Origin of the sequence: Streptomyces sp. NPDC008313 (genome assembly GCF_042956125.1) — a bacterium.
Lineage (GTDB): Bacteria > Actinomycetota > Actinomycetes > Streptomycetales > Streptomycetaceae > Streptomyces.
In genome coordinates, this window is the sequence record NZ_JBIBFR010000001.1 from 40,195 (window position 1) to 54,572 (window position 14,378).

Annotated in this window: 14 protein-coding genes; 4 read left to right on the forward strand and 10 right to left on the reverse strand. The window is 73.6% G+C overall.

Translation table 11 applies throughout. The annotated features are described in order from the left end of the window. Nucleotides 1–87: 87 nt before the first annotated feature. Nucleotides 88–1,167, reverse strand: a complete 1,080-nt coding sequence (gene dapE, locus ACFY93_RS00205) for a succinyl-diaminopimelate desuccinylase (protein ID WP_391352183.1) — start codon at nucleotides 1,165–1,167, stop codon at nucleotides 88–90. Between the two features lie 116 nt (nucleotides 1,168–1,283). Here dapE and ACFY93_RS00210 point away from each other — a divergent pair, with 116 nt between their 5' ends. Together ACFY93_RS00210 and ACFY93_RS00215 are read left to right on the forward strand one after the other, a co-directional pair. Next, a complete protein-coding gene (locus ACFY93_RS00210) occupies nucleotides 1,284–2,255 on the forward strand; it encodes a heavy metal transporter (RefSeq protein WP_391352185.1) in 972 nt (323 codons plus the stop codon). 388 nt (nucleotides 2,256–2,643) lie between these two features. After that, nucleotides 2,644–3,066 (forward strand): ATP-binding protein, encoded by a 423-nt coding sequence (locus ACFY93_RS00215; protein WP_391352187.1) that lies wholly within the window; start codon nucleotides 2,644–2,646, stop codon nucleotides 3,064–3,066. Nucleotides 3,067–3,171: 105 nt separating this feature from the next. Here the strand turns inward: ACFY93_RS00215 and ACFY93_RS00220 are convergent, their stop codons facing one another. Together ACFY93_RS00220 and fdxA are read right to left on the reverse strand one after the other, a co-directional pair. Continuing rightward, the gene (locus ACFY93_RS00220; RefSeq protein WP_391352189.1) at nucleotides 3,172–4,266 is read right to left on the reverse strand and encodes a bifunctional succinyldiaminopimelate transaminase/glutamate-prephenate aminotransferase; all 1,095 of its coding nucleotides are present in this window, start codon (nucleotides 4,264–4,266) and stop codon (nucleotides 3,172–3,174) included. Between the two features lie 88 nt (nucleotides 4,267–4,354). After that, nucleotides 4,355–4,675 carry a ferredoxin gene (gene fdxA / locus ACFY93_RS00225; RefSeq protein ID WP_003973842.1) on the reverse strand — a complete coding sequence of 107 codons (321 nt, stop codon included), beginning with the start codon at nucleotides 4,673–4,675 and terminating at the stop codon, nucleotides 4,355–4,357. A 140-nt stretch (nucleotides 4,676–4,815) separates the two neighbouring features. On the opposite strand from fdxA, the gene ACFY93_RS00230 reads away from it, so the two are divergent. Further along, complete coding sequence (locus tag ACFY93_RS00230) at nucleotides 4,816–5,943, forward strand: GNAT family N-acetyltransferase (RefSeq protein WP_391352190.1); 1,128 nt, start codon at nucleotides 4,816–4,818, stop codon at nucleotides 5,941–5,943. A gap of 17 nt (nucleotides 5,944–5,960) precedes the next feature. Then, nucleotides 5,961–6,812 carry a tetratricopeptide repeat protein gene (locus ACFY93_RS00235; RefSeq protein ID WP_391352191.1) on the forward strand — a complete coding sequence of 284 codons (852 nt, stop codon included), beginning with the start codon at nucleotides 5,961–5,963 and terminating at the stop codon, nucleotides 6,810–6,812. A 79-nt stretch (nucleotides 6,813–6,891) separates the two neighbouring features. Here ACFY93_RS00235 and ACFY93_RS00240 read toward each other — a convergent pair whose 3' ends face one another. From ACFY93_RS00240 to mshB, 7 genes are all read right to left on the reverse strand, one after another. Further along, nucleotides 6,892–7,506, reverse strand: coding sequence for a response regulator (locus ACFY93_RS00240; RefSeq protein WP_391352193.1), 615 nt, complete (start codon nucleotides 7,504–7,506; stop codon nucleotides 6,892–6,894). Then, entirely contained in the window at nucleotides 7,503–8,732 is a 1,230-nt protein-coding gene (locus tag ACFY93_RS00245) for a histidine kinase (protein WP_391352194.1), read from the reverse strand. Before ACFY93_RS00245 ends, ACFY93_RS00240 begins: the two co-directional genes overlap by 4 nt. After that, nucleotides 8,729–9,487, reverse strand: a complete 759-nt coding sequence (locus ACFY93_RS00250; protein WP_391352195.1) for an ABC transporter permease — start codon at nucleotides 9,485–9,487, stop codon at nucleotides 8,729–8,731. Before ACFY93_RS00250 ends, ACFY93_RS00245 begins: the two co-directional genes overlap by 4 nt. Continuing rightward, nucleotides 9,481–10,407: an ATP-binding cassette domain-containing protein gene (locus ACFY93_RS00255; protein ID WP_391352196.1), complete on the reverse strand. Its 927-nt coding sequence runs from the start codon at nucleotides 10,405–10,407 to the stop codon at nucleotides 9,481–9,483. Before ACFY93_RS00255 ends, ACFY93_RS00250 begins: the two co-directional genes overlap by 7 nt. Before the next feature lie 250 nt (nucleotides 10,408–10,657). After that, nucleotides 10,658–12,841, reverse strand: a complete 2,184-nt coding sequence (locus tag ACFY93_RS00260) for a hypothetical protein (protein WP_391352197.1) — start codon at nucleotides 12,839–12,841, stop codon at nucleotides 10,658–10,660. Nucleotides 12,842–13,001: 160 nt separating this feature from the next. Then, nucleotides 13,002–13,421, reverse strand: coding sequence for a DUF6113 family protein (locus ACFY93_RS00265; RefSeq protein WP_391352199.1), 420 nt, complete (start codon nucleotides 13,419–13,421; stop codon nucleotides 13,002–13,004). Further along, the gene (mshB, locus tag ACFY93_RS00270; protein WP_391352201.1) at nucleotides 13,418–14,374 is read right to left on the reverse strand and encodes an N-acetyl-1-D-myo-inositol-2-amino-2-deoxy-alpha-D-glucopyranoside deacetylase; all 957 of its coding nucleotides are present in this window, start codon (nucleotides 14,372–14,374) and stop codon (nucleotides 13,418–13,420) included. Before mshB ends, ACFY93_RS00265 begins: the two co-directional genes overlap by 4 nt. Nucleotides 14,375–14,378: the final 4 nt, after the last annotated feature.

The following is a 14,378-nucleotide window of genomic DNA, read 5'->3' on the forward strand; positions in this document are numbered from 1 at the left end:
TCGTTCGGGCCCAGCGTAGATCCACGCGGGTCACGGGCGGGGGACCCGGGGGGCCGCCGCGTACGGCCCGGGGCCGATGACCGGCCCTCAGGCGGTCAGCCAGGCCCGCAGCCGCTCCTCGCCCGCGAGGATCTTCGCCGTCTCGACGCGCTCGTCGCGCTTGTGCGCCAGGTGCGGATTGCCGGGGCCGTAGTTGACCGCGGGGATGCCCAGGCCGCTGAAGCGGGAGACGTCCGTCCAGCCGTACTTGGGCAGCGGGGTCCCGCCTACGGCCTCGATGAAGGCGGCGGCGGCGGGGTGCGAGAGCCCGGGGAGGGCGGCGCCGCTGTGGTCGTCGACGACGAACTCCTCGATCCCGCAGTCCGCGAAGACCTCACGGACGTGGGCCAGCGCCTCGGCCTCGCTGCGGTCGGGCGCGTACCGGAAGTTGACGGTCACCACACAGGCGTCGGGGATCACGTTGCCCGCCACACCGCCGGAGATGCCGACCGCGTTCAGGCCCTCGCGGTACTCCAGGCCGTCGATGACGGGATGACGCGGCTCGTACGAGGCCAGCCGGGCGAGGATCGGCGCGGCGGCGTGGATGGCGTTGGAGCCCATCCAGCCGCGGGCCGAGTGGGCGCGCTCGCCCTTCGTCGTCAGGAGCACCCGCAGCGTGCCCTGGCAGCCGCCCTCGACCTGGCCGTCCGACGGTTCGAGGAGGACGGCGAAGTCACCCTCCAGCCAGTCGGGGTGGGCCTCGGCCACATGCCCCAGCCCGTTGAGGTGTGCGGCGACCTCCTCGTTGTCGTAGAAGACGAAGGTGAGGTCGCGGTTGGGTTCGGGGACGGTGGCCGCGATCCGCAGCTGCACGGCGACGCCCGCCTTCATGTCGCAGGTACCGCAGCCCCACAGCACGCCGTCGTCGTCGAGGCGGGAGGGCACGTTGTCCGCGATCGGCACCGTGTCGATGTGCCCGGCGAGGATGACCCGCTCGGCCCGTCCCAGCCGGGTCCGCGCCACCACGTTGTTGCCGTACCGGTCGACCGTCAGGTGGGGCAGGGCACGCAGCGCGCTCTCGACGGCGTCCGCGAGCGGCTTCTCCTTGCCGCTCTCCGACGGGAAGTCGACGAGCCGGGCGGTCAGCCGCGCGGCGTCCAGCGTGAGGTCAAGCGGGGAATCGGCCATGGTGCCGACCCTAACGCGCGTCGCCGCCGGGCCGTCCGGACGGCCCGGAGTCCGGACCGCCGCGGATTGTCCACAGGCCCGCGACCGCCCACGCCCGCCTCCAGTACCTTGTACGCGTGCCTGAGCCGTCCCCCACCTTCTTCCGGCGCGGCCGCCTCCTCCGTTTCGGGGCGGCCGTCGCGGTGCTGCTCGCCGTCGCGGGCTATCTCGCCGCGCAGTACGTCACCGGTGGCACCGGGGCTCCGCGGTGCACGGTCGTCTCGGGCAAGGGCGACGGCGCGTCCTACGAGTTCTCGGCCGAGCAGGCGGTGAACGCGGCGACGATCTCGGCGGTCGGCACCTCGCGCGGCATGCCCGAACGGGCCGTGACCATCGCCCTGGCGACCGCGCTGCAGGAGTCGGGGCTGCGCAACATCCGCCACGGCGACCGGGACTCGCTCGGCCTGTTCCAGCAGCGGCCGTCGCAGGGCTGGGGCACCAGCAAGCAGATCATGGACCCGACGTACGCCTCGGGTGTCTTCTACGAGCACCTGGCCAAGGTGCCGGGGTACTCGCGGCTGCCGCTCACGGTCGCCGCGCAGCGGGTGCAGCGCAGCGGTTACCCCCAGGCGTACGCGAAGCACGAGCCGGACGCCACGCTGCTCGCGGCCGCGCTGACCGGCCGCTCGGCGGCGACGCTGACCTGCGAGGGGCGCCCGGCGGCGACCCGGACCGGCGGTACGGACTCGGTGCGGGCCGCTCTGGTGCGCGACTTCGGGCGCGACGCGTTCCAGGAGGCCGGGGCGGAGGTGGGCGCGGAGGTGGGCGCCACGCGGCCCTCGCCGACGCCCAGGGCGGCCGTGAGCGGGACGGTGACGGTCCCGGTGGCCGAGGGCACCGCCGGAAAGGCCGACGCGCGCCGCAGGGGCTGGGAGGTGGCGCACTGGGCCGTGGCCAACTCCACCGCGCTGCACATCCGCGAGGTCTCCTACGCGGGCCGCGTGTGGACGTCCGGGAGCACCGGCAGCCAGTGGCGCGGCACCGACGAGAAGAACGGCGCGCCGGCCCGTGAGGCCACGGCCGAGGTGCGGATAGTCGCCGGCGAGTAGGCCCGGCGCGTGCGGGCCGCCTACGGCCGTGCGGGCCGGACGCGGCGTGCGGGCCGATGCGGGCGTGCGGGCAGCAGTGCGGGCGGTCACCCATTGGGGTCATCCGCGTGGCGTCGGGCCGGCCGTGCGCGTCGGCGGTCGCGCGGTCACCTCCATGCCCCGCGCATCCCTTGGCGGCAATGAGCAGTAACGATTCGACGGGCCCTCCGGCCGGTCGACTTTTGCCCGCTTTTATCCACAGCCGATTATGCGACGCATTGCCAACTCTTTACGCGGGGCCACCGCAACCTTCGCGGGCTTCGAGCGGTAGTCACTGCGTCCGAGCCCGGACGCTCAACCGCCGGGCGCGGTCGGACACTTCCAGGTTCTCTCCCGTCTAAGGAGCATCATGTCCCTCCCCCTGACCCGCCGGATCGCCCGTGCCGCGCTGCTCGTCGCAGCGGGAGCGGCAGCCGGGGTCGGTGCGGCCGGCTCCGCCGGTGCGGCGACCGGGCTGCCGGCCACCCCCGACCTCGGCGGAGCGACCGCCCTGGACGGAGCGAACGTCGGCAACAGCCTCGACGGCGCGACCCAGCACGTCACCGGGGTCGCGGGCGACACCAGCGGCAAGGCGGTCAAGAAGGCCGTGCCGACCGCCGGCAAGGTGGCCAGGACCGGGGCCAAGACGGTCAGGACCACCCAGCCCGCCGCGCAGAAGGTGGTCGGGCAGACGGCGGGCCAGGCCGGTGGACTGCTCGGCGAATCCGCGAAGTCGGCGCACGGCGGCCTGCCCGCGCAGAACCTCCCCGTGAAGACCCTGCCGCTCGGCTGATCCGGCACAGCGCGGGCGCGGACGCCCTGCCGTACGGCGGAGGGGCCCGGGGAGTGCGACTCCCCGGGCCCCTCGGCCGTACGCGCGCGTGGTTCCCGCAGCCCGCTAGGCCAGGCGCCGCACCGCCGCCGCGACGCGCTCGTCCGTGGCCGTGAGGGCCACGCGGACGAAGCGGTCGCCGGCCGGGCCGTAGAAGTCGCCCGGCGCCACCAGGATGCCCCGCTCGGCGAGGTGGGCCACGGTGTCCCAGCAGGACTCGTCGCGCGTCGCCCACAGGTAGAGGCTGGCCTCGCTGTGCTCGATGCGGAAGCCGTGCCCCAGCAGGGCCTCGCGCAGTGCGCCGCGACGCGCCGCGTACCGCTCGCGCTGCTCCCGTACGTGCTGGTCGTCGCCGAGCGCGGCCACCGTGGCCGCCTGCGTCGGCGCGGAGGTCATCATGCCGCCGTGCTTGCGGATCTGCAGGAGGTCGCCGAGGACGGCCGGGTCACCGGCGAGGAAGGCCGCCCGGTAGCCGGCGAGGTTCGAGCGCTTGGAGAGCGAGTGGACGGCGACGATCCCCTCGTACGAGCCACCGCACACGTCCGGGTGCAGCACCGAGACCGGGTCGGCCTCCCAGCCCAGCTCCAGATAGCACTCGTCGGAGAAGACCAGGACACCGTGCTCGCGGGCCCAGGCGACGATCCGGGTCAGCTCGGCCCGGGACAGGACCCGTCCCGTCGGGTTCGACGGGCTGTTGAGCCACAGCAGCCGCAGGCCCTCCGGGTCCAGCTGAGTCGGGTCGTCGTAGGCGACGTGGTCCGCGCGGGCGAGCCGGGCTCCGACCTCGTACGTCGGGTAGGCGAGACGCGGATACGCGACCCGGTCGCCCGGGCCGAGGCCCAGCTGGGTCGGGAGCCAGGCCACCAGTTCCTTGGAGCCGACGATCGGCAGCACGTGGCGGTGAGTGACCCCCAGCGCGCCCAGCCGCCGCTCCGTCCAGCCCGTGATGGCGTCCCGCAGCTCGGGCGTGCCCCACACCGTGGGATAGCCCGGCGAGTCGGCGGCCGCGACCAGCGCCTTCTGGACCAGCTCGGGCACCGGATCGACCGGGGTGCCGACGGACAGGTCGACGATGCCGTCCGGGTGAGCGGCGGCCGTCGCCTTGTAGGGCTCCAGCTTGTCCCAGGGGAAGACGGGAAGCCGGTCGGAGACTGCGGACACGGGGATCGGGCTCACTTTCTCGTCAAACGCCTCGGTCCCGTACGGCGGCGGGGCCGTACGGGACCAAGGCGGCGCATGTGCGTACCGCTTACTGGTTCTGCGGCGGCAGGGCTGCCACGAAGGGGTGATCCCGCTCGATCAGTCCCAGCTTGCTGGCGCCGCCGGGCGAGCCGAGCTCGTCGAAGAACTCGACGTTCGCCTTGTAGTAGTCCTTCCACTCTTCCGGAGTGTCGTCCTCGTAGAAGATCGCCTCGACCGGGCAGACCGGCTCACAGGCTCCACAGTCGACGCATTCGTCCGGGTGGATGTACAAGGACCGCTGGCCCTCGTAGATGCAGTCGACCGGGCACTCCTCGATGCACGCCTTGTCCTTCACGTCGACACAAGGCTGCGCGATGACGTAGGTCACGCTGTCGTTCCTCCTCGATAGGGCGCTGGCGGGCCTCCTCAGGCTCCGCCGCCTGGCGCGCGGGAGCGCGGCGTCGTCGATGCCCGCATCTAGTATCTCCGTTCCTGGGTGTGATCCGAACAGGAGGGGTGAACTGACCAGTGGAAATCTCTGCGGCCGGTCGGCTCGTGGTCCGCATCACCGCTGCTGACGTGGGAAAACGTGTTTCCGTACGACGACGCGACGAACATGCCGCGAAGGGTGAGAAGTACACCGACACGGTCGGGGTTCTCACATCATGGGACGACGGTGTGCTGCTGATCACACGACGCACCGGCGAGCGTGTCCGGATTGCGGAGTCCGCGCTGGTCGCGGGCAAGGTCGTACCGCCCGCGCCGGCCAGGCGCAGGGGCCCGGCCGCCTCGTTCGGGGAACTGGCGCGGGTCTCGGCCCGGGCCTGGCCGCCGGTGGAGAGCGAGCCGCTGGGCGAGTGGCGGCTGCGTGCCGCGTCCGGGTTCACCCGCCGCGCCAACTCGGTGCTCCCGCTCGGCGACCCCGGCCTTCCCCTCGACGTCGCCCTGAGCCGCGTCCGCGCCTGGTACGCCGCCCGTGGGCTGCCCGCGTACCTCCAGGCCGCCACGGGGGCCGAGGACACCCACGAGGCGCTCTGCGCGGAACTGGAGGCGCGCGGCTGGACGCGTGAGGTGACGGCGGAGACGTGGATCGCCTCCCTGGCTCCGCTCGCCGATCATGCTAAGGCCCCAGGCGCGGTAGCCCTGACCGCCCCAGGAGCCCCAGGAGCCCCAGGAGCCCCAGGAGCCTCGGACTCCCTCGAGGCCCCGGTGGTCACGCTGTCCCGTACGGCGGACGAGGCCTGGCTGGCGCGTTACCGGCGCAAGGGGCTGAGCGAAGTGGCCCTGCGGGTGCTGGGCGGCGGCCCCTCGGTGTGGTTCGCGACGGTGCCGGGCGCCGAGGACGGGGACGGCACCCCGGCGGCGATCGGACGGTGTGTGGTCGACGGGAGGTGGGCGGGTTTCGCGGCGGTCGAGGTCGACCCCGCCTTCCGCCGCCGGGGCCTGGCCATCACGGTCATGGCCGCACTGGCCCGCCGCGCCCTGGACGAGGGCGCCTCGGCGGCCTGGCTCCAGGTGGAGACGGACAACACCGCCGCACGGGCCCTGTACGCCAGGATGGGCTTCGAAGCCCACCACGCCTACCACCACTACCGGGCGCCGGAGCCGGACCGGGCGGCAGCCGCCCCCGGCCGCGGCACGTCCGCACCGGCGTGACGCGGCACGGGGCCGGTATGCGCACTCCTCAGCCTCCGGAACCGGAGCGGGACGCCGAGTGGCGGCGGCGGTTCGCCCAGGAGGCCCGGGCCGAGCGGCCCGATCTCGCCGCGCTCTGCCTGCTGATCGGCGCCGTGGCGGACGGGACGCTCGACGAGGCCGGTATGGACGCCGCCCAGATCGCGCTGGACGACCTGGCCGGGCAGTTGCCCTTCCGGCCCGGCGGTCCGCACGCCTGGGCCACCGCGCTCGCCGAACTCCTCGGCACCCGCCACGGCTTCCACGGGCTGCCCGCGGACTACCGGCGTCTGGAGTCCTCGCTGCTGCACGCGGTGCTGCGGCGGCGGCGCGGGCTGCCCATCCTGCTGTCGGTGGTGTGGATGGAGGTGGCGCGGCGGGCCGGTGCGCCCGTGCACGGCGTCGCGCTGCCGGGCCACTTCGTCGTGGGCTTCGGGCCGGTCGACGAGCAGGTGCTGGCCGACCCGTTCGACGGCGGGCGGGTGCTGACCAGGCCGGACGCCGAACTGTTCGTCACCGGCGCGACCGGTGCGCCGCTGAACCCCGCCATGCTCACGCCCGCCGACCCGCTCGACGTCGTCCTGCGGATCCTGAACAACATCCGCGCCTGGGCAGCCGCCCGACCCGAGTGCTCCGCCGTCGGGCTGTGGGCCGTGGAGTTGTCGCTGCTGCTGCCCTCGCACCCGGCACGGCTGCGCTACGAGCGTGCGCAACTGCTGGTGCAGCGGGGCGAGTTCCTCACCGGGGCGGCGGAACTCGACGCGTACGCGGACGTGGTGGCCGCCGTCGACGAGCCCGCCGCGCACGAGGTGAGACGACAGGCCCACGCGGCCCGCTCCCGGCTCAACTGACCCGCCCGGACCGGACCCCCGCTCAAGGCAGTCCCCCGGGCCACCCGGACGCCCCGTCGCCCCGGCGGCCCGTCAGGGGCTACAGCCAGCCCTTTTCGCGGGCGGTGCGGACCGCCTCGGCGCGGTTGCGCACCGCGAGCTTCTGTATGGCCGTGGAGAGGTAGTTGCGGACCGTCCCCTGCGACAGGTGGAGGGTGGTGGCCAGCTCCGCGTTGGTGGCGCCGCCCGCCGCCGCGCGCAGCACCTCGCGTTCGCGTTCGGTGAGGGGGTTGGCGCCCTCCGCGAGGGCGGCCGCGGCCAGCGTGGGGTCGATGACACGCTCCCCGGCGAGCACCTTCCGTACGGCCGCGGCGAGTTGCGCGGCCGGCGCGTCCTTGACCAGGAAGGCGTCGGCACCCGCCTCCATCGCGCTGCGCAGATAGCCGGGGCGGCCGAACGTGGTGAGCACGAGCAGCTTGAGCTCCGGGAACTCCTGGTGCAGCAGGGCCGCCGCCTCGATTCCGGTGGCGCCCGGCATCTCGATGTCCAGCAGCGCCACGTCGATCTCGTGCTCGCGCGCCGCGGCCACCACCTCGTCGCCGCGGGCCACCTGGGCGACCACCTCGATGTCCGGTTCCAGGCCGAGCAGGGCGGCCAGCGCCTCGCGGACCATCGACTGGTCCTCGGCGAGCAGGACCTTGATCGTGGAGCTCATGCCCCGGATCCTACGGCGTCGCCGACAGCGCCTCCCGGCTGGTCACCGGGCGCCCCCTCCCCCTGGTCCGCCGAAGCGGCCGACGGGTCCATCGGCGCCCGGGCGACCAGCCGGAAGCCGCGCCGCTGCCGGGACGCCTCCAGCGTCCCCCCGGCCTTCTCCAGCCGCTCGGTCAGCCCGGTGAGACCGTTGCCGGGGGCGCTGCCCGAACCGCCGGAACCACCCGTGCCGTCGTCCTCCACGGACAGCTCGACGACCCGGCCGTCCAGCGTCTGGCGCGGTACGAGTGCCACCACGCAGCGCCGGGCCCCGCTGTGCCGCACGACGTTGGTGACCGCCTCGCGCAGCGCCCAGGCCAGCGCCGACTCGCTCTCCTCGGGGACGCCGGTGAGGTCGGGCTCGGTCGGCAGGTCGGCGACGACGCCGGCCGCCGTCAGCGCCACCTGCGCACCCGCGAGTTCACCGGCCAGCCGGGGCCGCCGGTAGCCGCTGACCGCCTCACGGACGTCGACCAGCGCCTGGCGGCTGACGTTCTCGATGTCGGTGACCTGCTGGGCCGCCTTGTCGGGGTGGTCGGGAAGCATCCGGCCGGCCAGCTCGCTCTTGAGGGTGATCAGCGACAGCGAGTGGCCGAGCAGGTCGTGCAGGTCGCGGGCGAGCCGAAGCCGCTCCTCGTTGGCGGCGAGCTGGGCGACGGTGGCACGGGCCTCGCGCAGGGCGATCGTCGTCCGCACCAGCTCCCGGACACCGGTCATCGCGAACCCGCCGAGCAGGGCCGGGATCAGCAGCCCGCCCAGGTACTCCGAGCCGTCCGTCACCACCAGGGCGAGGCCCGTCATCAGGGCGCACGCCGCGGGGATGGTCCAGCGGGCCAGGCGCAGCGGGAGGGCCGCGCCGGACGCGATGGACACGTACACGAAGAGGACCAGCCACTCCCGTCCCAGGGTGAGGACGAGCAGTGAGGACTCCGCGGCGAGCACGGCCAGCGAGCCGAGGACCAGCCGGTCCGTCTCGCCGCGCCCGGTACGGAAGAGCAGCAGCATGTACCACACGACGAACCCGGCGAGGCCGAGCCAGCCGAGGACGCGGGCGCCGGTGCTGTGCCCGCCGTCCAGGAGGTCGTTGACCGGTGCGCTCAGGTAGACGAGCCAGATCCCCGTCCAGAGGGACTTGACCATCCTCTGCTTGCGGTTCTGCGGGCGCTGCCCGATGCCGACGTCACTCACGCCTTCAGCGTGTCCTTCCGGTACAGCCACGCGGCGCCGCCCGCGAAGAGGACGAAGGAGACCGCGAGGATGGCGAGGTCCTTGGTGTGCGGGGCGTCGCCCAGTTCGATGGACTGCCCCAGGGCAGCGTACGCGTGGGTGGGAAGCCACTTGGCTATGGACTGGAGCCAGTCGGGGAAGGTGGTCGTCGGCATCCACAGGCCGCCGAGCATCGAGAGCCCGAAGTAGACGATCATCGTGATCGGACGGACGGCGTCACCGCTCGCCAGGTAGCCGATGGCCACGCCGAGGGCGGCGAAGACGAGGCTGCCGATCCAGATGGCGAGGGTGAGGACGCCCCATTGCCAGGCGTCGAGGCGTACGTCCTTGACGGCGGCCGCGACGACGAAGACCACGACGATCGACGGCAGGCTGATCACGGCGGCGCTCGCGGTCTTCGCGAGGACGTAGCCGCGTCCGGGCAGGGTGGTCAGCCGCAACTGCCGTACCCAGCCGCTCTCGCGCTCCTTGGCTATGCGCTCGCTGTTGCCCATCAGGACGGCGGTCAGGGCGCCGAAGGAGGCCATGGAGACCATGAAGAAGGTCGGCAGGTTCAGTCCCGTGCCGTCGACCTCGGTGGTGCTGTCCTGGCCGCCGGCGATGAGCAGGAACAGGGCGGAGGGGTAGATCACCGAGAAGAACAGGAACTTCTTGTTGCGCAGGGCGCGGGTGATCTCCAGCTTGATCAGGCACCAGGAAGTGAAGGTGTTCAGCATGACTGCTTGGCCTCCTCGGCCGCGGTGATGGCGACGAAGGCCTGCTCGAGACCGAGCCCGGCGACTTCGAGATTGCGGGGGTAGAGGCCGAGCCCGTACAGCGCGTGCACGGTGGCGTCGGCGTCCGTCGACTGGATGCGGACGGTCTGGCCCGAGACGTCGAGGGCGGTGAGGAAGGGCAGGTCCCGCAGCGCGGGCTCGTCGATGCCGCCCTCCAGGTCGAAGGCGATGCGGCGGGCGCCGGCCTTCGCCTTGATCTCGGCGGCCGTGCCGTCGGCCAGCAGGCGGCCCCGGTGCAGGACGAGCACCCGGTCCGCTATCGCGTCGGCCTCCTCCAGGTAGTGCGTGGCGAACAGGACCGTGCGGCCCTGGTCCGCCTGCTCGCGCATGGTGGCCCAGAAGGCCTGCCGTGCGGTGACGTCCATGCCGGTGGTCGGCTCGTCGAGCACGATCAGGTCGCTGTCGCCCGCCGTGGCGAGGGCGAAGCGCACGCGCTGCTCCTGGCCGCCAGAGAGCTTGTTGACCTTGCGGTCGGCGATCTGCGTGATACCGGCGCGGGCGAGGACCTCGCCGACGGGGAACGGCCTGGGGTGCAGGGCGCAGGCGAGCTTCACCAGTTCGCCGACGGTGACCTCGTCCATCAGTCCGCCGGTCTGCAGCATGGCACCCACCCGCCCGCCGACGATGGCCTCGCGCGGGCTGGTGCCGAACACCCGCACGGTGCCGCTGTCGGCGTGCTTGAGGCCCAGCAGCAGGTCGAGGGTGGTCGACTTGCCGGCGCCGTTGGGCCCCAGCAGGGCGACGGTCTCACCGGGGTGCAATGCGAGCGTCAGCCCGTCGACGGCCCGCACGTCGCCGTACGTCTTGGTCACGGAGTCGAAGCCGACCACCGAGGTGGTGGTCGCCGCAGTCGTTGTCATGTGATCCATCGTCGCGGCGGAGCGGACCGTGCGGCAGTGTCACGGATCCCGGGTCCGGGATGACAGATGTCATGCGGCGGCGAGGCGGCTCCGGAACGTCGGCCGGAAACGGAAACACGGGGACCGGGCCACCGGCCACCGGCCACCGGCCACCGGCCACCGGCCACCGGCCACCGGCCACCGGAACGGAACACCCCGGCCACGGTCGTCGTGGCCGGGGTGCCCCCGTGAGCTGATCCGCCGGTAGGTGCTAGCTCGGGTCCGTCTCGATGGTGACGACCCGGTCGGCGGCGGACGTGCTGAGCAGCGCCGGACGCATCGTGCTGATCACGTCCTCCACGGTCACCGGCGTCTTCTTGCCCGTGCCCCGGGTGATCAGGACGCCGTCGAAGGTGTTGCCGTAGAGCTGCTTCAGCGCCGCCTTGTCGTAGGTGTCGACGAGCTTGCCGTCGACGGCCTTCACCCGGAGGAACTTCCACAGCGAGTTCTGCGGGCTGAAGGACACCGTGTGGACGGCGTCCGTCTGGACCGTGACGATCCCGGACATCGCCGGCTTGGCGAACTTCTTCATCATCCGGTCGACCTCGGCGTTCGAGACCGTCGGCTTGCGCGTGGTGGTCGGGACCTTCACGGCACCGGCCGAACCGGTCTCCACCTGGGTGCGGTACGCCTCCTGCACGGCCTCGGTGGACCGGGCGGTGTCGATGCCCTTGCCCTCCTTGCCGTAGACGGCGACGGCCTTGCCCGCCTGGAACTTGACGGTGCCGTCGCTCGCCGAACCCGCGCCGCCCGCGGCCCGCTCCAGCGCCGCGCGCAGCTTCTCCTCGTCGACGGGCATGACGGGCTCGACGACCCGCTGCTCGCCGAAGAGGGAGCCGATCACCGACACCGGGTTGTAGTCGCTGCCCGCTGCCGCCCTGACCGTGGCCTGGGCGTCGAGCTGGAGGCCCGCCTGGTCCGGCTTGAGGGAGACGGTGTCACCGTCGACGGAGAGCTGGAGCGCCTTGTTCGTACGGTCGCCGAAGGCGTCGTCGAGCTTCTGGACGGCCTCGTCCCGCGTACCGCCGCCGATGTCGACGCCGAGCACGGTGGTGCCCTTGGGCACGTCGGAGTGGTTCATCAGGAGCCCTGCGCCGTAGGCGACACCGGCGACGAACAGCACCAGGACGAAGAGGAGCACCAGCTTGCTGCGCCCCTTCTTCCTGGCCTTGGGCTTCGCGGAGGAGGCGGCCGGCTGGGACGGCTCCGGCAGCTTCGGCGGGGTGTGCGGCTTCCCGTCGGTGCGCCCGCCGGGCCCGAACTGTGAGTTCGGGGAGGACGGTACGACGGGGATGCCGCTGGTCAGGGTGTGCCCGGAGACGTTGTCCCCGGCGCCGCCGTACCCCGGGCCGCCCGGCTCGGGCGCGGGCTTCTGCGGGGTGAGGATCGCGGTGTCGTCGCTGAGGCCGCCACCGGGCGTCATGCCGAAGTCGGGGCCCGCCGGGCCCGCGTCGGGGCCGCCCTGCCCGCCGGGTCCCGTGGGCCCGCCCGGACGCGCGGCGAGGCTGCCGGGGCTCGCACCCGGGCCGGGGCGCGGCGTGAGCCGGCCGTCCCCGGTGACCGGGCCGCCGGTCGGCCCGGAGGGGCCGCCGCGACCGCCCTGGCCGCCGCCCTGACTTCCGAGGCCGCCTTCGGCGAAGTACGGAAGGTCGTCGCGTCGCGGTTCGCCCGCGGGGTCGGAGCCGAGGGCAGGGAAGGAACCCGTGCTGGATCCCGTCAGCGCACCGGACACGTCGAAGGAGCCCGTGCCGCCGCCGTGGCCCGGCGCGACGGGTCCGGCGCCGGTGGCACCGGGCAGCCCGGCGCCGTTGGTGCCGCCGGGACGGGGGGCACCGGGGCGCGGCACGCCGGGGCCTCCCGCCGGGCCGCCGCCGTTCGCACCGGGGGCACGCGTGCCGCCGGGGGCCGTCGCGCCCGGAGCGCCCGCTCCCTGCGGTCCCGGAGGCAGCGAACTCCCGGACATTCCGGACCCGTTGGTGGAGGCGCCGCCCGGGCCGCCCTTGGGTGCCCCGGACTTGCGGGGAGCGAACCAGTTGTTCGCCTTCTCCTCGGGCTCGGCCGGTGCCTCCGGCGGCGCCTCGGCGACGGCGGGCGGGCTCACGGCACCGGACGTGCCGGTGTCGGTGCCCGCGCCGTCGGACGGGGCGTCGGTGTCGGCCACGGTCTTGCGTACGACGACCGGCGGGATGGGCCGCGATCCGGGGATGTTGATCCGGATGCGGGTCGTCAGTGTGGTCTCGGTCTTGCGCTCCTCCGGCGGCGTGCCGGCCGAACGGGCCGCGTCGGCACCGGTCTCGGAGATCGCGGGTGTCCCGTACGGCGGCGTTCCCGACGGGTACGCGGCTCCACCGCGCCCGTTGGGCCCGGAGGACGAACTGTCAGTTTCACGACTCAAGGCAGGTTCTCCCGGTTGGCTCCGCCGCCCGTTTACTCGACCTCATCTCGGGCAGCTCGGCGGCGCGCACCACCATACTGGCCGCTTCCGACACGCTGACGGCGCCCGCGAGGGAAAGTCACACCGGACCCGCACGGGGCCACTACGGCGAAGTGGTACGTCACTTCCCAAGTCGGACGCCGGGCCCGGCCGGTTGCCGCACCCGGCCGAGGGTGGCGCACATCACAGCGACCGCCATCCCGCCGAGCAGGAAGAGGTACGAGCCGAGGCCGGCGCCGAAGAGGAAGTCGCCCTCCGGACGGCTCGCGGTGAGCAGGACGACGGCGACCATCCAGCCCGCCGCGGGGGCGACGGCTCCGGCCCTGGTACCGGTCGCGCGCCCCCCGCCGAGGAAGACACCCGCCGCGCCCACGAGGGCGAGCAGCAGGCCGCCGGGGAGCCAGCCGGACTGCACGAGCGCCCCGGCGGCACCGATCACCGCGCCGAGCAGGAAAAGCCCCACGTAGGCGGCGATCCGCCCGCCCGGAGGCACCGCCAGCGGCTGTGCGAGCCCGCCCCCCTGCCTGTCCGTCCCGCTCATCGGACGCCCCCCTCTCGCTCGTCGGTCCCCGCGAGGCCGACCCCGGCGAACAAGTCGCTCTCCCGTGCCGCACCCGCCCCCGTGGCCCCGCACGCGGGTCCGCCGCGCACCAACTCGTAGTACTCCGTCGTGAACAGCGGCTGCCCGAGCCCGTTGGAGAGCGCGAACCAGGGCTCGGCGACCTCGATCTGGGTGGCGTGGGCCCGCATCGCGGCGGCCTTGGCGGCGGCGAAGGCCCTGCCGTCGATCTCGGTGGTGATCACCGCGTCGTCCACCACGCCGGGCACGTCGTCCACCTCGGCGGCCGCCGTGAACGGCAGCGCGCCCGCCCTCGCGGGGTCGGCCAGCTCGGCACGCAGCCGTGCGAAGCCCTCCTCGGCCACGGGGCGCGGCACACGGTTCCAGTAGATCTTCGCGATCTCCCAGGACTCCCCGAGGTCCGGACGGAAGTCCCCGTCCCCGGCCAGTCCAGCGGCGCGGGTGGCGACGCGGTGGGCCTGGATGTGGTCGGGGTGTCCGTAGCCGCCATCGGGGTCGTAGGTGACGAGCACCTGGGGCCGTACCTCGCGGATGACCTCGACGAGGTGCGCGGCGGCGGTGTCGAGGTCCGCCGCCCAGAAGGCCCCGTCCCGGTGGTTCTGCGCGGTCCCCATCATCCCGGAGTCCCGGAAGCGCCCGGGTTCGCCGAGGAACCGGTGGTCGACGACGCCCAGCTCCCGCATCGCGGCGGCCAGCTCGTCCACCCGGTACGGGCCGAGCGCGTCGTCCCGGTCGGGTGCGAGGTGGGCGAGTCCGGGCGGAATGACCTCGCCCTCCTCGCCGAGCGTGCAGGTCACCAGGGTCACCCGGGCGCCCTCGGCCGCGTACCTGGCCATGGTGGCACCGTTGTTGATCGACTCGTCGTCCGGATGCGCGTGCACCAGGAGCAGACGCCGGTCGGGCAGTTCCGTCATGAGG

Coding starts and splice junctions, on each gene's coding strand:
- dapE (WP_391352183.1), bottom strand. CDS start 1,167: ATGGCCGATTCCCCGCTTGACCTCACGCTGGACGCCGCGCGGCTGACC.
- ACFY93_RS00215 (WP_391352187.1), top strand. CDS start 2,644: ATGTCCCTCCCCCTGACCCGCCGGATCGCCCGTGCCGCGCTGCTCGTC.
- ACFY93_RS00255 (WP_391352196.1), bottom strand. CDS start 10,407: ATGACAACGACTGCGGCGACCACCACCTCGGTGGTCGGCTTCGACTCC.
- ACFY93_RS00240 (WP_391352193.1), bottom strand. CDS start 7,506: ATGAGCTCCACGATCAAGGTCCTGCTCGCCGAGGACCAGTCGATGGTC.
- ACFY93_RS00265 (WP_391352199.1), bottom strand. CDS start 13,421: ATGAGCGGGACGGACAGGCAGGGGGGCGGGCTCGCACAGCCGCTGGCG.
- mshB (WP_391352201.1), bottom strand. CDS start 14,374: ATGACGGAACTGCCCGACCGGCGTCTGCTCCTGGTGCACGCGCATCCG.
- ACFY93_RS00250 (WP_391352195.1), bottom strand. CDS start 9,487: ATGCTGAACACCTTCACTTCCTGGTGCCTGATCAAGCTGGAGATCACC.
- ACFY93_RS00235 (WP_391352191.1), top strand. CDS start 5,961: ATGCGCACTCCTCAGCCTCCGGAACCGGAGCGGGACGCCGAGTGGCGG.